Annotated in this window: 19 protein-coding genes and 1 tRNA gene; 14 read left to right on the top strand and 6 right to left on the bottom strand. The window is 60.2% G+C overall.

The features are described from left to right. Positions 1-19 precede the first annotated feature (19 nt). The 3 genes from AC07WS_RS05355 (at position 20) to AC07WS_RS05345 (ending at position 2,809) form a co-directional block, all read left to right on the top strand. Positions 20-247 carry a hypothetical protein gene (locus AC07WS_RS05355; protein ID WP_494728070.1) on the top strand — a complete coding sequence of 76 codons (228 nt, stop codon included), beginning with the start codon at positions 20-22 and terminating at the stop codon, positions 245-247. Then, on the top strand, positions 244-813 hold the full coding sequence (locus AC07WS_RS05350) for a PIN domain-containing protein (protein WP_494728069.1): 570 nt from the start codon (positions 244-246) through the stop codon (positions 811-813). The genes AC07WS_RS05355 and AC07WS_RS05350 overlap by 4 nt, the downstream gene beginning before the upstream one ends. Before the next feature lie 103 nt (positions 814-916). Continuing rightward, the gene (locus AC07WS_RS05345; protein WP_494728068.1) at positions 917-2,809 is read left to right on the top strand and encodes an MFS transporter; all 1,893 of its coding nucleotides are present in this window, start codon (positions 917-919) and stop codon (positions 2,807-2,809) included. Positions 2,810-2,821: 12 nt separating this feature from the next. Here the strand turns inward: AC07WS_RS05345 and AC07WS_RS05340 are convergent, their stop codons facing one another. Beyond that, on the bottom strand, positions 2,822-4,963 hold the full coding sequence (locus AC07WS_RS05340) for a diguanylate cyclase domain-containing protein (RefSeq protein ID WP_494728067.1): 2,142 nt from the start codon (positions 4,961-4,963) through the stop codon (positions 2,822-2,824). A 198-nt stretch (positions 4,964-5,161) separates the two neighbouring features. Between AC07WS_RS05340 and AC07WS_RS05335 the strand changes: the two genes are divergently transcribed. The 5 genes from AC07WS_RS05335 to AC07WS_RS05315 all read left to right on the top strand — a co-directional run bounded on the left by AC07WS_RS05335 (position 5,162) and on the right by AC07WS_RS05315 (position 12,468). Next, positions 5,162-6,349, top strand: coding sequence for an efflux RND transporter periplasmic adaptor subunit (locus AC07WS_RS05335; protein ID WP_494728066.1), 1,188 nt, complete (start codon positions 5,162-5,164; stop codon positions 6,347-6,349). Positions 6,350-6,361: 12 nt separating this feature from the next. After that, on the top strand, positions 6,362-9,496 hold the full coding sequence (locus AC07WS_RS05330) for an efflux RND transporter permease subunit (protein ID WP_494728065.1): 3,135 nt from the start codon (positions 6,362-6,364) through the stop codon (positions 9,494-9,496). A 2-nt stretch (positions 9,497-9,498) separates the two neighbouring features. Continuing rightward, entirely contained in the window at positions 9,499-10,935 is a 1,437-nt protein-coding gene (adeC, locus tag AC07WS_RS05325) for an AdeC/AdeK/OprM family multidrug efflux complex outer membrane factor (RefSeq protein ID WP_494728064.1), read from the top strand. 125 nt (positions 10,936-11,060) lie between these two features. Next, on the top strand, positions 11,061-11,675 hold the full coding sequence (locus AC07WS_RS05320) for a TetR/AcrR family transcriptional regulator (RefSeq protein WP_494728063.1): 615 nt from the start codon (positions 11,061-11,063) through the stop codon (positions 11,673-11,675). An 85-nt stretch (positions 11,676-11,760) separates the two neighbouring features. After that, positions 11,761-12,468 carry a fumarylacetoacetate hydrolase family protein gene (locus AC07WS_RS05315; RefSeq protein ID WP_494728062.1) on the top strand — a complete coding sequence of 236 codons (708 nt, stop codon included), beginning with the start codon at positions 11,761-11,763 and terminating at the stop codon, positions 12,466-12,468. A gap of 5 nt (positions 12,469-12,473) precedes the next feature. Here AC07WS_RS05315 and AC07WS_RS05310 read toward each other — a convergent pair whose 3' ends face one another. Next, positions 12,474-13,310, bottom strand: coding sequence for an SIR2 family NAD-dependent protein deacylase (locus AC07WS_RS05310; protein ID WP_494728061.1), 837 nt, complete (start codon positions 13,308-13,310; stop codon positions 12,474-12,476). 121 nt (positions 13,311-13,431) lie between these two features. On the opposite strand from AC07WS_RS05310, the gene AC07WS_RS05305 reads away from it, so the two are divergent. Then, positions 13,432-13,508 (top strand) — tRNA-Pro (locus AC07WS_RS05305). Between the two features lie 95 nt (positions 13,509-13,603). Here AC07WS_RS05305 and AC07WS_RS05300 read toward each other — a convergent pair. After that, positions 13,604-14,089, bottom strand: coding sequence for a helix-turn-helix transcriptional regulator (locus AC07WS_RS05300; RefSeq protein ID WP_494728060.1), 486 nt, complete (start codon positions 14,087-14,089; stop codon positions 13,604-13,606). Positions 14,090-14,696: 607 nt separating this feature from the next. Here AC07WS_RS05300 and AC07WS_RS05295 point away from each other — a divergent pair. From AC07WS_RS05295 to AC07WS_RS05275, 5 genes are all read left to right on the top strand, one after another. Beyond that, positions 14,697-15,563: a phage integrase N-terminal domain-containing protein gene (locus tag AC07WS_RS05295; protein WP_494728059.1), complete on the top strand. Its 867-nt coding sequence runs from the start codon at positions 14,697-14,699 to the stop codon at positions 15,561-15,563. A 203-nt stretch (positions 15,564-15,766) separates the two neighbouring features. Next, entirely contained in the window at positions 15,767-15,865 is a 99-nt protein-coding gene (locus AC07WS_RS05290) for an H-NS family nucleoid-associated regulatory protein (protein ID WP_494728922.1), read from the top strand. 82 nt (positions 15,866-15,947) lie between these two features. Next, positions 15,948-17,321 carry an AAA family ATPase gene (locus AC07WS_RS05285; RefSeq protein ID WP_494728058.1) on the top strand — a complete coding sequence of 458 codons (1,374 nt, stop codon included), beginning with the start codon at positions 15,948-15,950 and terminating at the stop codon, positions 17,319-17,321. Next, a complete protein-coding gene (locus AC07WS_RS05280; RefSeq protein WP_494728057.1) occupies positions 17,318-18,160 on the top strand; it encodes a hypothetical protein in 843 nt (280 codons plus the stop codon). Before AC07WS_RS05285 ends, AC07WS_RS05280 begins: the two co-directional genes overlap by 4 nt. A 337-nt stretch (positions 18,161-18,497) precedes the next feature. Then, positions 18,498-19,082: a hypothetical protein gene (locus AC07WS_RS05275; RefSeq protein WP_494728056.1), complete on the top strand. Its 585-nt coding sequence runs from the start codon at positions 18,498-18,500 to the stop codon at positions 19,080-19,082. 193 nt (positions 19,083-19,275) lie between these two features. Here AC07WS_RS05275 and AC07WS_RS05270 read toward each other — a convergent pair whose 3' ends face one another. The 3 genes from AC07WS_RS05270 to AC07WS_RS05260 all read right to left on the bottom strand — a co-directional run bounded on the left by AC07WS_RS05270 (position 19,276) and on the right by AC07WS_RS05260 (position 21,615). Further along, positions 19,276-19,701 carry an STY0301 family protein gene (locus AC07WS_RS05270; protein ID WP_494728055.1) on the bottom strand — a complete coding sequence of 142 codons (426 nt, stop codon included), beginning with the start codon at positions 19,699-19,701 and terminating at the stop codon, positions 19,276-19,278. A gap of 2 nt (positions 19,702-19,703) precedes the next feature. Continuing rightward, entirely contained in the window at positions 19,704-20,114 is a 411-nt protein-coding gene (locus AC07WS_RS05265; RefSeq protein ID WP_494728054.1) for a BPSL0067 family protein, read from the bottom strand. 82 nt (positions 20,115-20,196) lie between these two features. Continuing rightward, complete coding sequence (locus AC07WS_RS05260) at positions 20,197-21,615, bottom strand: tyrosine-type recombinase/integrase (RefSeq protein WP_494728053.1); 1,419 nt, start codon at positions 21,613-21,615, stop codon at positions 20,197-20,199. Between the last annotated feature and the right edge of the window lie 366 nt (positions 21,616-21,981).

Genomic DNA, 21,981 nt, shown 5'->3' with positions numbered 1-21,981 from the left:
CTTCAACGCGAGATTCATCATGGAAACCGCAGTCGTTGCCGATACCGCCAGCCCGCAGCTGGAGCAGTTGCTGGCGGCCTATTCCGAGGGCAGCTTAGGGCGCCGCGAGCTGGAGCAATCCACCGGGCTATGGTTCGGCGAGATATTGCACGAGCTGGCCCGCCTGGGGCTGCCGCTGCCGCGCGTCGATACGCTTACGCAGTTCAACGCCGCGCAGCGCGCGCTGTTCGAACAGGTGTTCGGATGAAGATCGCGCTGATCGTGACGGACGCCAGTCCGCTCATTACGCTTGCCGTGGCCGGCGCGCTGGATACGCTGACCCTGCTGGGCGCGCGCGTCGTCATCCCGGACATGGTCCGGTTCGAGGTCACGCGCCATGCCGCCAAGCCGGGCGCCCAGGCATTCCTGGACTGGCTCGATATCAACCGGGATGCGGTGGAGATCGGCGACACCGAGGAGTTCGCGGAGTTCTCGGCCTTGCTGGCGTTGAATCCGGCCCTGCGCACGCGCAATCGCGGCGAGATGGCGGCGGCCGAAATCCTGGCCCGCGAACTGGCCGCCGGCATCGACGCCGGCCTGCTGCTGTTTGAAGACTCGGATGTCCGCAAAGCCAACTTCCTGGTGCGCATTCCCGATAAGGTCTTGATCCTGTCGACATCAACCTTCCTGCACGGCCTGCAACGCCGCCACCTGATACCCGACGCCGAGCTGATCCTGGATCGCGCCGCCGCCATCCGCGGCCCGGCCGCGCGCGTGACCGGCGCGCTGGCCAGCAGCGGGGCGGAGGACGTCCTGAACGCCTGGCTGGATTGATCTGGCGCTAGCTTGTTGCTGGTTGGCATGTTTGCGTGGCACGGCATGAGGTTATAATCCGTTCAACCTTTCCGTAACACCCATCAGAACGGATGCCGCAGACATGAGCCAGCCCAATCAGTTTTCCCTGTTGACGCAACGCCGCTTCGCGCCGTTTTTCTGGACCCAGTTCCTCGGCGCGTTCAACGACAACCTGTTCAAGACCGCCCTGGTGGTCATGCTGACCTTCGACGCGATGAGCTGGACCACGCTGTCGCCGTCGCTGATCACCAACCTGATCCCCGGCCTGTTCATTCTGCCGTACGTGCTGTTCTCGGCCACCGCCGGCCAGCTGGCCGACAAGTTCGAGAAGTCCGGCCTGACCCGCTTCATCAAGTGGCTGGAAGTGGCCATCATGTGCATCGCCGGCCTCGGATGGATGACCCACACCTTGTGGCTGCTGGTCACCGCCGTGGTCGGCATGGGCATCCATTCGACCCTGTTCGGCCCCGTCAAGTACGCCTACCTGCCGCAGCAGCTCAAGCCCGAGGAACTCATCGGCGGCAACGGCGTGACCGAGATGGGCACCTTCGTCGGCATCCTGCTGGGCGAGATCCTGGGCGCGGTGCTGGTGGTGCAGAAACCCAACGGCGTCGCCTTCGAAGCCATCGCCACCATCGCGGTGGCGCTGCTCGGCCTGGTCGCCAGCTACCGCATCCCGACCGCGCCGGCACCGGCGCCGGAGCTGAAGGTGAGCTGGAACTTCATCGGCGAATCGTTCCGCAACCTGAGCTTCTCGCGCAAGAACCGCGTGGTGTTCCTGTCCATGCTGGGCAACTCGTGGTTCTGGTTCTACGGCGCGCTGGTGCTGGCGCAGTTCCCGGTCTACGCCAAGGATTACCTGCACGGCGACCACAGCGTGTTCGTGCTGCTGCTGACGGTGTTCTCGCTGGGCGTGGGCAGCGGCTCGCTGCTGTGCGAGCGCCTGTCCGGCCGCAAGGTGGAGATCGGACTGGTGCCGTTCGGCTCCATCGGTCTGTCGGTGTTCGGCGCCGACCTGTATTTCGCCAGCCACGGCATCGCCGCCGCCACCGGCCCGCACCTGGACGCCTTCGCCCTGATGCTGCAGCACGGGATGTGGCGCATCCTGTGCGACGTGCTGTTGATCGGCATGTTCGGCGGCTTCTTCATCGTGCCGCTGTTCGCGCTGATCCAGACCCGCTGCGATCCGGCCCACATGTCGCGCACCATCGCCGGCATGAACATCCTCAACGCGCTGTTCATGGTGGCGGCGGCCGGCCTGGCCATCGTGCTGCTGGGGCAGGGCTTCACCATTCCGCAGCTGTTCCTGGTGACGGCGCTGCTCAACGCGGTGGTGGCGGTGTACATCTTCTCGCTGGTGCCGGAGTTCCTGATGCGCTTCCTGGCCTGGATGCTGATCCACACCGTGCACCGCGTGCGCCTGATCGACGCCGAGCGCATTCCGGCCGAGGGCGCGGCGGTGCTGGTGTGTAACCACGTCAGCTACGTCGACGCCATCGTCATCGGCGCGGCCAGCCCGCGGCCGATCCGCTTCGTGATGGACCACCGCATCTTCAAGCTGCCGCTGCTGGGCTGGATCTTCCGCACCGCGCGCGCGATCCCGATCGCGCCGGCCAAGGAAGACCCGTGGCTGATGGAGAAGGCCTACGTCGATATCGCGCAGGCGCTGCACGAGGGCGACCTGGTGTGCATCTTCCCCGAGGGTCGCCTGACCACCACCGGCGAGATCAATGAATTCAAGGGCGGCGTGTCCAAGATCGTCGAGCGCACCAGGGTGCCGGTGATCCCGATGGCGCTGCGCGGCCTGTGGGGCCATCTGCTGAGCCGCAACGGCGAGAACGTGTTCGGGCGCGCCTTCCGCAACGGCCTGCGTTCGCGCCTGGCGCTGGCGGTCGGTGTGCCGGTGGCGCCGCAGGACGTCACGCCGGAAGGCTTGAAGGAACGCGTGCTGGCGCTGCGCGGCGACTGGAAGTAGCCGCGGCGGCGCTCAGCCGTGCAGGCGTTGCTGCTTGTCGAGGTACATCGCGCGGTCGGCGCGGTTGAGCAGCACTTCGATATCCTGCGGATCGTCGGGGTGGTGGATGGCGATGCCGATGCTGGCGCTCAGCGACACGGTGGCGGTCTTGAGCCGGAACGGCTGTTGCAGCGCCGGCCGCAGCTTGTCGGCGGTCTCCTGCGCGGCCGTGTCGCTGTGCAGGTTCTCCAGGATGACGATGAATTCGTCGCCCGCCAGGCGGCCCACGGTGTCGGTCTTGCGCACGGTGTGCTGGACGCGCACCGCGAACTGGCGCAGCAGCTCGTCGCCTTCCTCGTGGCCGTAGCGGTCGTTGATCTGTTTGAAGCGGTCGAGGTCCAGGAAGAACACGGCGCAGCTCTGGCGCAGGCGGCTGGATCGCTGGATCGCCTCGGTCAACGCGGTCATCAGCGCGCGGCGGTTGGGCAGGCCGGTCAGCGTGTCGCGCAGCGCCATCGCCTCCATCGATTCGAACAGCGACTTGCGCTCGCTGATGTCGTGCAGGAAGGCGATGAACAGGTGGCCGCTGCTGCGCGGCACGTAGGCCAGCGACACTTCCACCGGCAGTTCCTGGCCGGCGCGGTTGTGCAGCGTCAGTTCGATGCGGCGGTTGAGCACCGTGTCGCCGCCGCACTCGGCCAGCTGGCGCATGTCGCGTTCGTAGGCCCGGCGCAGCAGCGGCGGCAGCACCATCGCCGCCAACGGCTGGCCGATCACTTCGGCACGGCTCCAGCCGATCAGCTTCTCGGCCTGCCGGTTCCAGTCCAGCACCACGCCGCCCGGGTCGAGGGCGATGAAGGCGTCATGCGCGTTGTCCAGGATGGCCCGCAGTTCGGCCGCGCGTTCCTGCAGCAGCAGCTGCGTGCTTTGCTCCTGCGCCAGCGCGCGTTCCAGCAGCAGCGCCTTGCGGGCGATCTCGCGGGTGCGTTCGCCCACCGTCGATTCCAGCTTCTCGTTCATGCCGCGCAGCGTGGCCAGGTGGTCCTGCTCGGTGCGCACCAGGTCGGCCAGCGCCTGCGACAGCACTTGCGCCTCGTGGAAGCTGTCGACCAGCGGGATCGGCGGCAGCGTGTCGGGTGAAGTGTTGGCCGGCGCGGCCGAGCGCTGCTCGATGCTTTTACTGAGCGCGTTCAGTGGGCGCGTGAGGCGCCGCGCCGCAGCCGACGCGGCCAGCGCCATGAGCACGCCGAGGATGGCGCCCAGCAGCAGGATCTGGCGTTCCAGCGCGCGGGCGCCGGCCAGCGCCACGTCCTCCGGCTGGCGCACCAGCACCGACCAGGTCAGCGTGGCGGGATTGTTCAAATCGCCCGTGCGCGAAAAGCCGGTCAGGTAGCTCTGGCCATCGTGCCAGGTTTCCTTCAGCGCCCCCGGCGCGCCCGTTTGTGACAGCGCCAGGCTGGTGCTGCCGATGGTCTTCTCCTCGGTGCCCTTGGGGCCCAGCATCACGGTGCCGTCGCCGCGCACCACGAAGATGTCGGCCGAATACTGCTGGTCGGCCGGCGTGAGGATGGTGTGCACCAGGCGCCGCGCCCAGTTCCAGCTCATATGCACGCACAGCACGCCGCGGTAGCTGCCGTCCGAGCGCCGCACCGGGCCGGCCGCGTCGACGAAGCGCCACGGGTCGGCGCTGTATGGCAGTTTTTTGCCGAGCAGGGTGGCGGGGTGGAAGTCGCCGGCGTAGAGCTTTTCGCGCCCGCCGGTGAACCAGGCGCGCTGGCTGACGTCCTGGCCTTCGAGCAGGCCCTGGGTGGCGGCGTAGACGCTGCCGTCGGGATTGGCGAGGCCGATCCACGCATAGTCGGGGAAGGTCTTTTGCAGGCTTTCGAGCACCTGGCGGATCTCGGCGGGGGAGTTGGCGTCGCGGATCTGCGGCAGCTCGGTGAGCAGCTGGACGTCGCCGGTGGCCTTCTGCACCACGCGGTTGAGCGCATCGCGCATCTGCCACGACAGCTGCTGCAAACGCTGGCCCGCTTCGCGCTCGGCGTAGTCGATGGCGAAGTGGTCGACCAGCACCAGCAGCGACAGCACCGACATCAGCACCGTCGCGGCCACCCCCACCGTCACCAGCGTGGTGAGGCGCGGCCGGGCCGTGCGTTGGGTGGACTGCGATGTCATGGCGCTGGCCAAAAAAGATGTCGGAAAGAAATTAAATTCATTGTAGCACCGGGCGTGGCGTACACCCCGGCCAGCCCGACAAATTCCCCGTCTAGCGCCACGCTTTGTCGTGTCATGGACAAATAACTTGCTTGACTTAATTAGAATGATCGTTCATTCTACGCACTTATGCTCAATTTTTATACAGAAAGTCCCATCATGGAAGCTCTTTTCAGCAAGCCGTTGGGGGCCGCAGCCCTGATCACCGCAGCCGCGCTCGTCGCCGGCTGCTCCCAATCCACGACCGAAGCACCTCACGCGCAGGTGGCGGAAGTGGGCGTTTTTAAGGTGGCGCCGGAAGCGCTGCATATCACGACCGAACTGCCGGGCCGCACCGCCGCCTTCCAGGTGGCCGAAGTGCGCCCGCAAGTCAGCGGCCTGATACAAAAACGCCTGTTCGTCGAAGGCGCCGACGTCAAGGCCGGCGTGGCGCTGTACCAGATCGACGCGGCCAGCTACCAGGCGGCCTACAACTCGGCCAAGGCGGCGCTGGCCAAGGCCAGGGCCAACCTGATGACCAGCGGCCCGAAAGTGGCGCGCTACAAGGACCTGGTGGCGATCGAAGGCGTGAGCCGCCAGGACTACGACGACGCCGTCGCCGCCAACGAGCAGGCCAAGGCCGACGTGGAATCGGCCGCCGCCGCGCTGGAGCAGGCGTCCATCAACCTCAAATACACGCATGTCGACGCGCCGATCGGCGGGCGTATCAGCCGCTCGGCCGTCACGCCGGGCGCGCTGGTGACGGCCAACCAGACCACCGCGCTGACCACCGTGCAGCAGCTGGACCCGATCTATGTCGACGTCACGCAATCGAGCGAGGACCTGCTGCGCCTCAAGCGCGAGCTGGAAAGCGGCGGCCTGAAACAGGCCGGCGGCCAGGCCAGGGTCACGCTGCTGCTGTCGGACGGCAGCAAGTACGCGGAAAGCGGCAAGCTGCAGTTCTCCGACGTGACGGTCGATCCAGGCACCGGCAACGTCACGCTGCGCGCGCTGTTCCCGAATCCCAAGCACGATCTGCTGCCCGGCATGTTCGTGCGCGCGGTGGTGGAGTCGGGCGTCAACGAGCAGGCCATCGCCGTGCCGCAGCAGGGCGTGACCCGCAACGCCAAGGGCGAGGCGACCGCGCTGGTGCTCAACAAGGAAGGCAAGGTCGAACAGCGCATGCTGGTCACCGGCGGCACCATGGGCGACAAGTGGCTGGTCAAGTCCGGCCTGAACGCGGGCGACCTGCTGATCGTCGAAGGCGTGCAGAAGGTCAAGCCGGGTGCGCCGGCCAACGCCGCCAAGCCCGCCGCCGCCGTGGCCGTGGGCGGCGCCATGCCGTCCAACGTCAAGAGCGCCCAGTAAAGGAGCACCGCCATGTCACGTTTCTTTATTGACCGCCCGATCTTCGCGTGGGTCGTCGCCATCGTCATCATGCTCTCGGGCGTGATCGCGATCCTCGGCCTGCCGATCGCGCAGTATCCAAGCATCGCGCCGCCGTCGATTTCGATCAGCGGCTCGTATCCGGGCGCCTCCGCCAAGACGGTGGAAGACGCCGTCACCCAGGTCATCGAACAGAAGATGAAGGGCATCGACGGCCTGCGCTACATGTCCTCGTCGAGCGACGGCACCGGCGGCATCAGCATCACGCTGACCTTCAGGAGCGGCACCAACCCGGACATCGCCCAGGTGCAGGTGCAGAACAAGCTGCAGCTGGCGACGCCGCTGCTGCCGGCCATCGTCACGCAGCAAGGGCTGGTGGTGGCCAAGGCCACCAAGAACTTCATGATGGTGCTGGGCTTCGTGTCCGAGGACGGCGGCATGAAGCAGGCCGACCTGGGCGACTACGTGGCCGCCAACGTCATCGATCCGCTCAGCCGCATCGAGGGCGTGGGCGACGTGACGCTGTTCGGCGCCCAGTACGCGATGCGGATCTGGCTCGATCCGGCCAAGCTGCAAAGCTATCAACTGACGCCGGCCGACGTCACCGCCGCCATCACCGCGCAGAACACCGAGGTGTCGGCCGGTGAGCTGGGCGGCGCGCCCGCCATGCCGGGGCAGCAGCTCAACGCCACCGTGTCGGCGCAGAGCCGCCTGCAGACCGCCGAGCAGTTCGGCGCGATCCTGCTCAAGACCGCCAGCAGCGGCGCCACCGTGCACCTGCGCGACGTGGCCCGCATGGAGCTCGGCAGCGAGAACTACAACGTGCTGGCCCGCTACAACGGCAAGCCCGCCACCGGCGTCGCCATCAAGCTGGCCACCGGCGCCAACGCGCTCGATACCGCCAACGCCGTCAAGGCGCGCATCGCCGTCATGGAGAAGCAGTTCCCGGCCGGGATGAAGGCGGTGATCGCCTTCGACACCACGCCGTTCGTCAAGCTGTCGATCGAGGAAGTGGTCAAGACGCTGGTGGAGGCGGTGATCCTGGTGTTCCTGGTGATGTACCTGTTCCTGCAAAACTTCCGCGCGACGCTGATTCCGACGATGGCGGTGCCGGTGGTGCTGCTGGGGACTTTCGCCATCCTTTCGGCGCTGGGCTACTCGATCAACACGCTGACCATGTTCGCGGTGGTGCTGGCGATCGGCCTGCTGGTCGACGACGCCATCGTGGTGGTGGAGAACGTCGAGCGCGTGATGACGGAGGAGGGCTTGTCCCCGATCGAGGCGACGCGCAAGTCGATGGGCCAGATCAGCGGCGCGCTGGTGGGCATCGCGATGGTGCTGTCGGCGGTGTTCGTGCCGATGGCCTTCTTCAGCGGCTCCACCGGCGTGATCTACCGCCAGTTCTCGGTGACGATCGTGTCGGCGATGGTGCTGTCGGTGCTGGTGGCGATGATCTTCACGCCGGCGCTGTGCGCGACCCTGCTCAAGCCCGTGGCCAAGGGCCATGCTGCGATCAACACCGGCTTCTTCGGATGGTTCAACCGCAGCTTCGAGCGCGGCAGCTTCAAGTACCAGGGCTGGGTGGGCGCGCTGCTCAACCGCAGCGGACGTTCGCTGCTCATGTACGCGCTGCTGCTGGCGGTGCTGGCCTTCGTGTTCGTGCGCCTGCCGACTTCCTTCCTGCCGGAGGAAGACCAGGGCGTGTTGTTCTCGCAAATCCAGCTGCCGACCGGCGCGACCCAGCAGCGCACGCTGAAGGTGATCGAAAAAGTCGAGCAGCACTTCCTGACCGACGAGAAGGACTCGGTGGCGTCGGTGTTCGCGGTGGCTGGCTTCAGCTTCAGCGGCAACGGCCAGAACACCGGTATCGCCTTCGTGCGCATGAAGGACTGGTCGGAGCGCAAGGGCGCCGGCCAGCGCGTGAACGCCATCGTCGGCCGCGCCATGGGCAGCTTCTCGCAGATCAAGGATGCGATGGTGTTCGCCTTCGCGCCGCCGGCGGTGCTGGAACTAGGTAACGCCAGCGGCTTCGATTTGCAGCTGCAGGACCAGGGCGGTGTGGGCCACGAAGCGCTGATGGCCGCGCGTAACCAGATGCTGGGCATGGCGTCCAAAAATCCCGTTCTGATGGGCGTGCGTCCGAACGGGCAGGAAGATACGCCGCAGTACAAGATCACCGTCGATCAGCAGAAGGCCACCGCGCTGGGCTTGTCCATCGCCGATGTGAACAAGGTGCTGAGCACCGCCTGGGGTAGCGCCTACGTCAACGACTTCGTCGACCGTGGCCGCGTGAAAAAGGTGTACATGCAGGGCCAGCCCGATTCGCGCATGTCGCCGGAAGACCTGGGCAAATGGTTTGTCCGCAACGCCGACGGCGAGATGGTGCCTTTCTCGGCCTTCTCGACCGGCAAATGGATCTATGCGTCGCCGCGCCTGGAACGCTACAACGGCCTGCCGTCCACCGAGATACTCGGCATGCCGGCGCCGGGCCAGAGCTCGGGCGCCGCGATGGCGGAAATCGAAAAGATGGCGGCCAAGCTGCCGCCGGGGATAGGCTTCGAGTGGACCGGCCTGTCGACGGAGGAGCGCGACTCCGGCTCGCAGACCACGCAGCTGTATGCGATCTCGATCCTGATCGTGTTCCTGTGCCTGGCCGCGCTGTATGAAAGCTGGTCGATTCCGTTCTCGGTGCTGCTGATCGTGCCGCTGGGCGTGATCGGCACGGTGCTGGCGACGTTCGTGTTCAAGCTGTCGAACGACGTGTACTTCCAGGTCGGCCTGCTGACCGTGGTGGGCCTGGCCGCGAAGAACGCGATCCTGATCGTGGAGTTTGCGAAGGAGCTGCAGGAGCAGGGCGTGGAGCTGAAGCAGGCAACCTTGCAGGCCGTGCGCCTGCGACTGCGTCCGATCCTGATGACGTCGATCGCGTTCGGCCTCGGTGTGCTGCCGCTGGCGATCAGCAGCGGCGCCGGTTCCGGCAGCCAGAATGCGATCGGCGTCGGCGTGTTGGGCGGGATGCTGTCCGCTACCTTCCTGGGCATCTTCTTTGTGCCGGTGTTCTTTGTACTGGTGCGCGGCTTCTTCAGCAAGAAGGCCGCCGCTCCTGCCGCTGTTGTGGAGGCACATTAATCATGAAAAAATCTTTAATCACGATGGCGGCGCTGGCGCTGCTGGGCGGTTGCAGCCTGGCGCCGGTGTATGAACGTCCGGCGCAGCCGGTGGCGCAAGCCTGGCCGGCCGGCGACGCCTACAAGGGCGTGCCTGCGGCGGCAGCCGATGCCAGGCCGGTGTCCGAAATCCAGTGGCGCGAATATTTTGCCGACGAGCGCCTGCGCAAAGTGATCGAGCTGGCGCTGGCCAACAACCGCGACCTGCGCGTATCGGTGCTCAACATCGAGAAGGCCAAGGCGCAATACAACATCGACAGCGCGGCCTTGCTGCCCAAGCTGTCGGCCAACGCCAGCCAGAGCGCATCGCGCACGCCGTCAACCATGACCGGCACCGGCGAGGCGGCCATCAACCGCCAGTACAGCGGCGGGCTGGCGATGGCGTCGTATGAGCTGGACTTCTTCGGCAAGGTGCGCAACCTGTCGGAGGCCGGGCTGCAGACCTATCTCGGCACCGAGGAAGCGCGCCGCGCGCAGCAGATCACGCTGGTGGCCGAAGTGGCCAACGCCTACCTGACGCTGATCGCCGACCAGCAGCGCCTGAAGCTGGCGGCGGAAACGCTGCACAGCCAGCAGACCTCCTATGACCTGAGCAAAAAGCGCTTCGATTCGGGCGTCACCTCCGGCGTGGACATGTACGAGGCGCAGACCAGCGTGGAATCGGCGCGCAGCGACATGGCGGTCTACACCGCGCAAGTGGCGCTGGACCAGAATGCGCTCACGCTGTTGGTCGGCAGCGGCGTGCCGGCGGACCTGCTGCCCGCGGGCGAGCTGGATGCGGTGACGCGGCTGGCGGCGATTCCGGCCGGCCTGCCGTCCGACCTGTTGCAATCGCGGCCCGACGTGCAGGAAGCCGAACGCGCGCTGCGTGCCGCCAACGCCAACATCGGAGTGGCGCGCGCAGCCTTCTTCCCCAGCATATCGCTGACGGCGTCGGGCGGCAGCGCGAGCAGCAATTTGTCCGGCTTGTTCAAGGCGGGATCGTCGACGTGGAGCTTCGTCCCGCAGATCAATTTGCCGATCTTCGACGGCGGCGTCAATCGCGCCAACCTGAATATCGCCAAGGCCAATCGCGACATCTCGGTGGCGCAGTACGAGAAGGCGATCCAGGTGGCGTTCCGCGAAGTGGCCGACGCGCTCGCCCAGCGCGGCACGCTGGACGAGCGCATCGCCTCGCAGCAGGCGCTGGTCGATGCGGCCGACAAGAGCTTCCGCATCCATGAGGCGCGCTACCGCAAGGGCGCGGACTCCTACCTGAACGCGCTGGTGTCGCAGCGCGCGCTGTACGCGGCGCAGCAGGGATTGATCACCGCGCGGCTGGGCAAGTCCAGCAACGCCGTCACCTTGTACAAGGTGCTGGGCGGAGGTTGGCAGCCGGAAGTGGCGCCGCAGCGCGGCTAGGGCGCCAGCGGCGGCGGGCGCCGAGTGTTGCGCGCCCGCCGCCTTCGATTGCTGATAAATTGACAAAAGTGGTCGGCTTCGCCACAGTACCGCCTCAGGCAAGACCGTTACCCAAGGAAGACTCCATGACCGCACCCATCGCAAAACGACGTACCGACCCGGAACGGGCGCAGAACCGGCGCAATCAGGTGCTGGAGGCGGCCGCCGTCTGCTTTGCGCGCAGCGGCTTCCATGGGGCCAGCATGGCCGAGATATCCAAGCAGGCCGGCATGAGCGCCGGCCATATCTACAACTACTTCGACGGCAAGGACGCCATCATCCTGGCCTTTGTGGCGCGCGAGGCCGAGCATGTATCGGGCTTGCTGCGCGACCTGGCCACGCGCGAGGACCCGTTGGAAGCGATACTGGAAGATGCGCCCATCCACATCGACGAGTCGCTCGACCCGCAGCCATGGAGCGTGCCGCTGGAGATGTTTGCCGAGGCGTCGCGCAATCCGGTCATCGCTGCCAAGATGCGCGAAAACGAGGAAGTCTCGCGGGCGCAGTTGCGGGCCTTGGTCAAGCGCGGGCGCGAACAGCGCAACTTGCCGGTGGACGACGTGCTGCTGGACGGCCGCCTCGACACGCTGATCTCCTACTTCCATGGCCTGACCATACGCGCGCTGTACCGGCCCAATATGGACCGCGCCAGCCTGGCGGACGCCTTCCGCGTCGCCATGCGCGCGCTGCTGATGACCTGATTTGTCTCGTATTGTTTCCGTCCGCTGCACGCGGGCGGAGGCTGTTGTACCATGCCTGATCTCCCATTCCAGCCATCGGAGCATCATGCCATCCTACGTCATACCCGCCCACGACATCGTCGGCCTGCCGGTCGCCGGCACCGCTGATTTGTTCCCCGTACGCCGCGTCTACTGCGTCGGCCGCAACTACGCCGCGCACGCGCGCGAGATGGGCTTCGACCCTGACCGCGAACCGCCGTTCTTCTTCTGCAAACCGAATGACGCGCAAGCGGTCGTCCCGGTGGCGCCGGGCGCCGTGCTGGAGCTGCCGTATCCGCAGGCGACCAGTAACCTGCACTACGAGTGCGAACTGGTGGTCGCCATCGGCAAAGGCGGCAGCGACATCGCCGTGGAGGACGCGGCCGGGCATATCTTCGGCTACGCGGTGGGGCTGGACATGACACGCCGCGACCTGCAATTCAAAATGCGCGACGCCGGCCGCCCGTGGGAAATCGGCAAAGCATTCGACTACTCGGCGCCGGTGGGCGTGATCCACCGCGCGGCAGAAGCGGGCGACATCAACCACGCGGCGATCCGGCTGGAGGTGGATGGCGTGACCAAGCAGTCGGCCACCATCGATCATCTGATCTGGTCGATCAGCGAGACCATCGCCAATTTGTCCACATTGTTCGCGCTGGCGCCGGGCGACCTGATTTTCAGCGGCACCCCGGAAGGCGTGGGCGCCGTGGTGCGCGGCCAGACGCTGGTGGGCAAGGTGGACGGGCTGTCCGGCATCGCGGTCAAATTGGTATAAACCGTTTATAGCAAGGCGGCGATCGCCGTCAGGGCGGAGAGGGCGCCCATCGCCAGGCCGACATCGCGCGGGCTGGCGACATCCGGTTCGCGCGGATTAATCCGTATCATGCGGCCGCTGTGCTTGACGACTACACGCTGGCTGAAATTGCGCACCGACGGTATCGCCACGCCCGCGCCCAACTCGATCACCAGCGGACGCTGCGCCGCTTGCAGCAGGGTCTGCAGGCGCGCCTCCTGCATCACTGCGCGGCGCTCGTTCCATCCCCAATCGCCGAACATCAGGATATTCGGCCGCGCCATGCCGCCGCAGTGCGGGCATTGCGGCGCGGCGTTCAGCAGGCGGCAAGCCTCGGTATCGACTTGCGGCACGAAGCCGTCGGCGCCCCAGATATCGGGGCCGCAGGGTTCCATGCATTGCAGGTGATGGATGGAGCCGTGGCATTCGTAGATGCGCTGCGGGTCGAAGCCGGCGCGCTGGAAGTGGCCGTCCACATTGCTGGTGAAGACGCCGTAGCCGCCAGCCATCTTGTCGCCCCAGGCCTTGAGCAGGGCGAAGCCGGCGTGCGGCGCGGTGTCGCGGTAGAGCTGCAGGCGATGGCCATAGAAGCCCCAGGCCAGCGTCGGATCGGAACGGAAGGTGTAGGGCGTGGCCACGCTGGCGAAGGCCATGCCGGCGCGGCCGAGGGCGGGGTAGACTTTCCAGAAGCCCTCGTTGCCGCGGAAGTCGGGCAGGCCGGAATCGACGCCCATGCCGGCGCCGGCGGCGACGAGCAGGGTATCGGCCTGGCGGACGAGGTCGGCTGCTTGGTCGAGCGCAGCGAGTTCGGCGGGCGAGGGCATGCAGACTTTCGATGGCGAGCGGAAAAGTCTATCTTACTCCTGGGTTGGGCGGGGGTGTTGCGATCAAGTTGAAAGCAAACATGACAAATACTTAAAGTCGCTGCTATAATCTCAAATTCGTCGGGGCGTAGCGCAGCCTGGTAGCGTACTTGCATGGGGTGCAAGGGGTCGGAAGTTCGAATCTTCTCGCCCCGACCAATAGAATCAACAGCTTAGGCCAGTCTTCGGACTGGCCTTTGTTGTTTTTACAAGTCTGTACCCCAACAAATACCCCAACAAACTTCTTTTAGCGGTCAAACCCCAGTCTCACGATTTTCTGCCGGTGTTGGGGTACAACTGCGACTGGCGTGGATACGGCTTTCTACCCAGGCCAGCACCTCTTCCCGAACCCATGCCGAAGCGTGCCTGGTTATCTTAACCCGCGCCGGGAATTCGCCGCGCTTGGTGTAAGCGTAGACGGTGCTGCGCGACAGCCCGCAGATCGCCATCACTTCCGGCAGGCGGATCATTCGTGTGGTGCGGGGCAGGGGTGATCGTTTCATGACTTCCTCCATTGGCTGTGTGCTGCCAGCACTGTCCTCCGATTGCTGCGCAAGTGCGACCTGAAATGGGTCCCGTTTTTGGTGTCGATTCTTCGCCAGCTTCGTCGACAAATAAATCGATGAGAATTTTAGGTAGGTGATGCCGACGCGATGCCAGGTGGAGGACAATGTGCTTTTCGACGCGAAGGGATCGCCCTTCGCGCAACTTGGCATCGCGCCAGGCGTAGCGCTCGTCACGCGCCCTTAGTCTCCACATTTGTTTTTAGATTGGCTTCGCCTTTGAGCGAGCCCGCGATCAGTCTGGATAGGCTGCATCCATATTGCGCATCCTTCCCTCGAGGGAGCTGCGCGTCACATCGTGCGCATTCACGCACCGTCACCACCTCACGCGGCGATCTGCCGCCGCGTGCATGTCGATACGCCGCCCTAGTCCGCGGCGCAAACCGCGCGTCGTTACTGGCGGCCTGCTGCCAGTGACGACGCGCTAGCAACCAAGCGCTATATGGGCTCCGGCGCTGTTTTCTCAGTGACGGCGGCCAGTGACAGCGGATCTACCGCTATCAGCGCAGCAGAACGCTGCTTGCCAACCTTGCCCCTCGTGGGCCGACAACGTGTGCGAGGCACACCCCATGGACCCTGGGTAACTGGTCCCACCGCGATCAGGCTTCTACAAGGAGCGGATCGCGGCGCCATACGCGCATGCGGCGCGGGCAAGCAGTGAACATACCGCATACACGGGAGTGGTGTCCCGGAGCCTTTACAACCCGTCCTTGCTGCGGCAAGCACGGTGGCTAGAAACACTCATCTGACTCGATCACACCAAGTTTGATTTTAGGAGCATGCGATGCGCGACTTGAACTATCAACTCAAGCAGCTATGCGACCGCAATCGCGATGGCAGCTATGCCACGCAATCCGACCGCGCGCGGATACTGTCGCACGTCGCCAACCAGTTGCACGATCTCGGATATCGCCATATGAATGCTGACAGTCTGCGTCCCAAGCATGTGGACGCGCTGGTGCAGCAGTGGAAGGCTGATGGCGTTAGTGCAGGCACGATGAAGAACCGTATGAGCGCCATGCGATGGTGGGCGCAGAAGATCGGCAAGGACAACATCATCGCGCGCGACAACGCCAGCTACGACATCGACAAGCGCATCTTTGTCACCAACATCTCCAAGGCCAAGGTGCTTGACGATGCGCGCCTGGCGAAGATCACAGATGCTTACACGGCCATGTCTTTGCGATTGCAGTCCGCGTTTGGCTTGCGGCGGGAGGAAAGCATCAAGATCGTTCCCGCGTGGGCCGATGGCGGCGATCGACTGAAGCTCAAGGACGCATGGACCAAGGGCGGCAAGTATCGCGAGATCTCCATTCGCACGCCGGAACAACGCACCGTGCTCAATGATGCCAAGCGGCTTGTTGCTGGCGGTAGTCTCATCACGCCTAACCTGCGATACCGCGATCAGCTTCAGCGCTTTCGCGCGCAGTGCGATAAGGCTGGAATTCACGGTGTTCATGGGCTACGCCACAATTATGCGCAGGAACGCTACCGCCAGCTCACCGGCTGGCAAAGCCCGGCGCGAGGAGGCCCTCGATCATCTCAGCTGGGGCCGGAGCAGAAGCAGCGCGACCTTTCCGCGCGTTTGCTACTGTCAGAAGAAATGGGCCACGGTCGTGAACAAATTACGGCGGTGTACTTAGGCCGCTAGAGCAGGACGATATGCTCTCAGTTTTAAGTTAGGCAGCCGGCTGTGACAAACTGTGAATTTTCCTTGGTGGCAAGAATGTTATGCTGGTTATGCATGAAAAAATTATCAAAAATATTGGCTTGCAGAAATCATGAAGGCTTACGATCTGGCTCTGAACGATCTTGGCAGCGGCGTTAAGGAAAAACCGGCAAGTCTGTCAACCTATTCCAGCGAAGTATCGAAATATCAAGATTCATGAGACTTGGACTGGTCGATGCCGGGCCCCGCTCTGGTTGGTTGGGAAAATAAGGATGACTTCTTGATTAAGTAATAGGGGTTGGCCGAGTTCGGCCAACATCTGATTTTGGAAAAATAGAATCATATAGTTTAACAACTGAAAATCTTATGGATAATAAAATAATACGCAAAATTAGAATTACTAAGCTTTTCGGTTTGTACACATATTCATTGCCGAAAGATTCCGATTTCCTGAATGCAGCAATTTTATATGGAGATAACGGCGTCGGGAAAAGTACGATCTTACGTTTAGCGTTCCACTTGCTCTCGGCTGCAAATGATCGGGGGCATCGAACCGCTTTGTACAAGGCGAAGTTTGAACATTTAGAAATTGATCTTTCTTCCGGCTATAGCTTGGGGGCGACATTCAAATATGAAGAAGGTATTAAATTTTTGGCTCTAACCATAAAAAATAAAACAAAAACTTTAGTTACTTGGGAATATGCGCCGAAAAACTCACGTTCAGAAATCGTCAAGGATGATTTTATTACTATTTCCGAAGATGGAACTTACTACATTCGTCGCAAGAAAAATAAGACGATACCTAAGGATGCTGGGGCGTGGGGCGAGAAGTCTTATATGGAAACACTTAAGACTATAATTCCTGCCACCTACATTCTTAGTGCGGATCGTAGATTGGATAGTGATGTGGTAGCAGATGCAAATGATGAAATTGAGTTTCGTCGGCTTATGCATTACGAAGATTCAAAGAAAATTACCGATTTAATTTCAAGATCGCGAGAGATTGCACTTTCCCAAGCGCTAGTAGCTGCAAGTAAATGGATGTCTAAAAAAGCATTGTTGAGCGCGAATCGTGGAACGGAGAACGTGCATTCGGTGTACGCCAATGTTTTGAAACATCTCAACAGTCCAACAGCTAACAAAGAAGTTGCGGCCGAACCAGATTACGCCACTTTAATAAAACAACTAAATACTGTTGAAGCTACGTCGGCAGAGTTTGCAAAATATGAATTAACTACAGAACTCTCCACAAATGAATTCAAAAAAGCGTTAGCGACTCGGAGTAGACCGAAGAAAATTCTTTCTGCAAATCTACTTAAGCCGTATATTGAAAGTTTAGACAGTCGCTTAAAGGCAATCAACCCGATATATCAATTAATTAATAGATTTGTTCTAACTGTAAATTCGCTATTAAGTGATAAAACCATTACATATAAGTTAACTCAAGGTTTCATCTTTAAAAATAGGAATAATGAAGATCTTGAGCCAAATCAACTTTCCTCTGGTGAGCAACAACTCCTTCTTTTATTCTGTAACGTATTGGTCGCAAGGGATACGCCCAGTGTATTTATGATTGATGAGCCCGAGATTTCACTCAATATAAAATGGCAGCGCCAATTAATTCAGGCATTGCTGGGTATCGCCGATGAGGCCAGGGTTCAATTTATCTTCGCTTCTCATTCTATAGAACTGCTTTCTCAGCATCGTAGCAATGTGGTTAAATTGGTGAGTGTGGAATGAAAGACGATACCCGACGCAGTATTGCTGATTTGATCGCCCGGCACGAGTTGGAGCCAGAATTGAAGGATGTTTATGTCGAGGGTGTTTTTGACAAAGAAATTATTGATCAAATTATTACAAAGAATAATCTCTCGTCCAGAATAGTTTACGAGATAGATACCATAGATGTTCCGCCGTCTTTATTAATTTCGCACGACTTAACTGAGGGAAATAAGCAGCGTGTAATTACCTTGGCACGAGAGCTAGGAGTTATCGAAGCGGAATGCGCTTATCGTTGTTTGGTAGATAGGGACCTGGATCATTGGTTTGGACCTCTAGAATCAACACCTAGGTTACGCTGGACAGATACTACTTCAATCGAGACATATTATCTTACCGAGGATTTCTTTAGAGAGATTTTTATAACGCTATCAAAATGCAAAATTTCGTCGTGGGAGGGCTTCTGCGGATCCTTTATTGATACATTACGGCAGATATATTGTTTAAGATTAACCGATAAAGAATTATCTTTGGGTTTATCTTGGATTGATTTTTCAAAATCATTAAAAATTAAAGATGGGCTAATTGATTTTGATCGTGACGGTTACACTAATAAAATTCTGGCAAAAAAATCTAAACTTAAGATAAAAGCTGGTTTTGATCAGGCATTTTATAGATGGTTTGCGAAAACTAAGGGTGACCCTAAAATATGTATTAGAGGGCATGATTTTGTCTTTTTAATCTCTTGGGCGATTGGCGAATATAAGGGTGTGACTAGTTATCGCTCTGAAATAGCAATAGAGCGAATTTTAGTTCTGCTTGCCAATCAGGCGGTAGACGTAATGAAAGTTCTCCAATAACAATTGCAGTCCAGGAAGGTGTTGTTTTAACAATTTCTAATTTCTAATTTCTAATTTCTAATTTCTAATTTCTAATTTTAAATTAATAACTAATTACTATTTAATGGAGTGAATGAAAATTTGCCCCTTGAAATACTATTTCGTGTTATTAAACGGCAGTGAATTTGAACGGCTAGCCGAATCCCGCCGAGCGCTCACAGTCGTTAGGAGAGGGGGCGGGGAACTGACCCCAAGGCGTTATAGCCTTGGGGCGTTTCTAGCTCTGCTAGCGCTTGAAGAACTGCGTCCGTTTGGCTAATTTGACTTCTCGAATCGGCATACATTTTCAGTCAGACATATGAGTGATCAATCTACCATAAGTAATCTTGAATATTCTCGTCAGCTCCAAGAGAAGTTTGAGCTCTATCTTCTGGCATTGATCTTTACTTTGCTAGGACTCGCGGTTCAAACAGCGAAGTTTGGTGCTAATCAACTGGCCGACATGTGCGAACTTTTTGGATGGGCAAGCTTGCTCATATCTGGTTTCGCTGGTTTGTCCAGACTCGAATGGTTGCCTGTGGCCTATAAAACCAACTCCCATTTAATAGATATTAAAAACGAACATATACAATTGACGGCTGTCGCCGAGCAAGGCATTACAGAAATTTCTGTGCCGAACCAAATTGAGCCTGCGGACTTACAAACGATCATCGATGATCGAGCTCAGGCAATTCTAAAGGTAGAAGCCCGAGTTAAAGAACTTGAAAAATCGATCCTTAGAAAGTACAGCATCCATAAATGGCTGTTTGTGCTTGGCCTTACTCTTCTGGTAGGAGCACGTGGTTACCCACCCATTGTTACTATGTTTAGCCGCCATCTGACGCCCCCTTCCGGTGCCCCAGCAAAAGCTATGCTTTCACCCGCAACTGAAGTTAAGCGTTAAGCGACCACTTTGGGAGTTAACTGACATTGATCTTCCATTTGAAGAAAGCTATGCCTTAACGTGTATTGTCCCTTTTAACACCTGCCGATTTCGCGGACAGAGAATGTTTTTAGCGTAAAGTCTCGCACAATCGCATATCACACTGCGAGGGATTAGAGGTAGGGCGAGCGGTCAATCTTCCCAATCCGGCTGACTAGTCTGAATGCTTGACTGTGCAATAGACTTCTATACCGACTTCGTTGTCCTTACTCCGGGAACGCCGAACGTTACAATTGTCTATTGATTCGGGAAGACGGTAGGCCTGTTCTATTTCGCTTCCTAGTCCGTAAGAGCAGATCAACCATTTTTCGCGAGCCGCCAAGCCGCTGTAGGTGGTCTTCTCAAGCCTGGCGTTGATTTGCGAGTGCTTCCCCCGTAACTCGGCTCTTGGCTCTATGTCAGGCGATCCAATAACAAGGCTGGCATTCGTGAGCAACAGTCGAGTTGGAACTATTCCTTTCCAGCCGGGCGCGGATTTGATCTGGACCGCCGAGGCGCTGATCTCAGTCGGACATTGCGGAACATCTGCTGTAGCTGTTCCGCTGAGCGCCGCGATCAAAAATGAAGCTGCTGTATGCATGATTAGCGAATGATGTAGAAGGCGTCGGCATTGTCGCAGTCCATGATGCGCCTGGCCTTGGCGTCTTCCGGACTATAGTAGTCGATGCGGCGTGACTTGATCCTGCGGCCTTTCCATTGGTCCATGACGACGATGAATTTCGGTTTGCCGGTGGTGATGTCCTTGGGGCCGGAGTACATGAAAAGCGCTGCGTGACTGCCGTGTTTTCCGATGAAGCCGGCGACCGGGCTGGAGAACGTCGCGACGGCGGTTCCCGGTGCGATCCGTGCTGCGTCCAGAACGTGCTTGCCGGCTCTCCAGTGCAGCGTGCGGGGTGCGTTCGCATACATCTGTACCAAGGCGACGCATTCGCCGCTACCGACCGGCGTGTGGCCTTGGAGTTTGTTGACATCGCCTGTGTATCTGTATTCCATGTTGCCTCCTCGATGAATAGGATCACTTGATCGATAGTGGTCCAGCTCACGAGGCGGCAAATTGGGGATGCTCAACGGCTCGCTATTTATCGGGCAAAGCTGCGACAGTTTCTGCATTTACGATTGCTTCTAACTGTCGTCCTAGCTTGTTCCATGCGTCCCGTTTTTCGCGGGCATAGTCGTAGTGCAGGTAGTGGCGGCGCACCTTGCTTCCTGCCAGTACGTGGTTTTGACAACGGTCGATGACGTCCAGCGTGACGCCGAGACTTTGCATCAGTGTGGCACCCGTCCTGCGCAAGTCATGCGCGGTCCACGCTCCGTGTTTCCCACTCTGTAGCACCAAGCGATCATCCTGGCGGCGATGCGTCATCTTGGCGCGAGGCCCGCCGTCGCGCCCGTGCTTGAACATGGTTTGCCGGTCGCTGATCTGTTTGGTGATCGCTCGCGGGGAAATGTGGAGCGTGCCCATGTAGTTCGGGAAGCACCAGTCGGTGTCCCCGCTGCAATCGTACAAGCGGCGAAAATGCCGCAGCGCGAAATCGGACAGCGAGATCGTCAGACTGCTGATGCGGTCCTTCACGTTTTCCTTTGGTATAAACCATTCCGCGCGCTCGAAGCTGACGTGTTCCCAGCGTGCCATGGTCAGCTCGCCGACCCTGCACAGGGTGGACAGCATGATCCAGATCGCGCATTCGGTTGTGATTTCGATTGGCTGCACGGCGATGCGCCTGTTTGCCGCCTGCGCATACTCCTTCCGTGCGCGGTCGAGGACGCTGTGCAACTCGTGAATCTCGGCAGGGGAGAGCACCCGCTCGCGCACGCCGCGCGGATCGAAGTCCGGGCTGACGATGCGGCCGATCTCGATCAGATCCATCGGGTTGCCCTCGACGAGCAGGCGGCGCCACGGCTGCCGTTTCTGTGCCCAGTTCAGCATCTGCTTCAGGTTGTTCCTCAGCGAGACGGCGCTGCGGTTGGCGCCACGTGCCACCATGGTACGCAGCACGTGACGCAGATCGTGCTCCGTCAGTGCGCGTACGGCGACGCCGCCGATCTTGGGCAAGACGTCGGCATTGAATTGTCGTTTCAATTCTGCGTTATCGTTCCTGCGCCGCACGCCGTCCAGCAGCCAGACGTCGAACATATCGCGCACCGTCAGGCCTGCCTCGCGTTGCGCCTCGACCTGGGCCAGCTTCGCTTCCAGCGCCTCCTGAACCTCGATCTTCTGCACCTTTTTTACCGTGGCAGGATCGGCTCCAGTGGCCGCGCGGTCGCGCGCGGCATCGCGGGCTTCCCTGATCTGCGCCAGGCTGTCATGCGGCCAGGAGCCGCATGAGATGTCGTGCAGCTTGTCGCCATGCCGGTAGCGGTAGTAGAACGGAATCGTGAGTTTGTTGTCGGCCTTCACGCGTACGCGCCCGAACAGTCCGCCATCATCCCGGACGACGAGTCCGACTTGTTTCGTCGTAATCGCCAACAATTCCTTCTGTGTGATCCTAGGCATCTTGTATTCCAGAACGTCAGCCCTGCAATGGGCCGGAGGTTTTTACAAGGGGTCGCAAGAGGAGCAAAAAATACCCCAACAAATACCCCAACAAGACGCTCGGCTAGGACTGGATGAGTACGGATGGGTATAGACGGATGGTAGCGCCAAGCCATTGATTATTAATGATGTTGCTCAATGGATGGACGTTCCTGGATGCTAAAGGAAGAGTTAACTCGGCCATGGGGTGCAAGGGGTCGGAAGTTCGAATCTTCTCGCCCCGACCAATAGAATCAATGAGTTAGGCCAACCTTCGTGAACTGACCCCAAATAGTTGGACGGTATAGTTTGCTAAGCAGCCAAGGGCTGAGTTCTGTATTGCACAGG

Source organism: Duganella sp. GW821-FHT01E12 (genome assembly GCF_059422325.1).
This window is presented reverse-complemented; position numbering and strand designations above follow the sequence as displayed.

Bases quoted from the DNA above. Each gene is read 5' to 3' on its own strand.
- AC07WS_RS05340 (WP_494728067.1), bottom strand. From the start codon at position 4,963: ATGACATCGCAGTCCACCCAACGCACGGCCCGGCCGCGCCTCACCACG.
- AC07WS_RS05355 (WP_494728070.1), top strand. From the start codon at position 20: ATGGAAACCGCAGTCGTTGCCGATACCGCCAGCCCGCAGCTGGAGCAG.
- AC07WS_RS05345 (WP_494728068.1), top strand. From the start codon at position 917: ATGAGCCAGCCCAATCAGTTTTCCCTGTTGACGCAACGCCGCTTCGCG.
- AC07WS_RS05270 (WP_494728055.1), bottom strand. From the start codon at position 19,701: ATGCATACAGCAGCTTCATTTTTGATCGCGGCGCTCAGCGGAACAGCT.
- AC07WS_RS05315 (WP_494728062.1), top strand. From the start codon at position 11,761: ATGCCATCCTACGTCATACCCGCCCACGACATCGTCGGCCTGCCGGTC.
- AC07WS_RS05335 (WP_494728066.1), top strand. From the start codon at position 5,162: ATGGAAGCTCTTTTCAGCAAGCCGTTGGGGGCCGCAGCCCTGATCACC.
- AC07WS_RS05310 (WP_494728061.1), bottom strand. From the start codon at position 13,310: ATGCCCTCGCCCGCCGAACTCGCTGCGCTCGACCAAGCAGCCGACCTC.
- AC07WS_RS05275 (WP_494728056.1), top strand. From the start codon at position 18,498: ATGAGTGATCAATCTACCATAAGTAATCTTGAATATTCTCGTCAGCTC.
- AC07WS_RS05280 (WP_494728057.1), top strand. From the start codon at position 17,318: ATGAAAGACGATACCCGACGCAGTATTGCTGATTTGATCGCCCGGCAC.
- AC07WS_RS05295 (WP_494728059.1), top strand. From the start codon at position 14,697: ATGCGCGACTTGAACTATCAACTCAAGCAGCTATGCGACCGCAATCGC.
- adeC (WP_494728064.1), top strand. From the start codon at position 9,499: ATGAAAAAATCTTTAATCACGATGGCGGCGCTGGCGCTGCTGGGCGGT.
- AC07WS_RS05260 (WP_494728053.1), bottom strand. From the start codon at position 21,615: ATGCCTAGGATCACACAGAAGGAATTGTTGGCGATTACGACGAAACAA.
- AC07WS_RS05265 (WP_494728054.1), bottom strand. From the start codon at position 20,114: ATGGAATACAGATACACAGGCGATGTCAACAAACTCCAAGGCCACACG.
- AC07WS_RS05285 (WP_494728058.1), top strand. From the start codon at position 15,948: ATGGATAATAAAATAATACGCAAAATTAGAATTACTAAGCTTTTCGGT.
- AC07WS_RS05350 (WP_494728069.1), top strand. From the start codon at position 244: ATGAAGATCGCGCTGATCGTGACGGACGCCAGTCCGCTCATTACGCTT.
- AC07WS_RS05330 (WP_494728065.1), top strand. From the start codon at position 6,362: ATGTCACGTTTCTTTATTGACCGCCCGATCTTCGCGTGGGTCGTCGCC.
- AC07WS_RS05320 (WP_494728063.1), top strand. From the start codon at position 11,061: ATGACCGCACCCATCGCAAAACGACGTACCGACCCGGAACGGGCGCAG.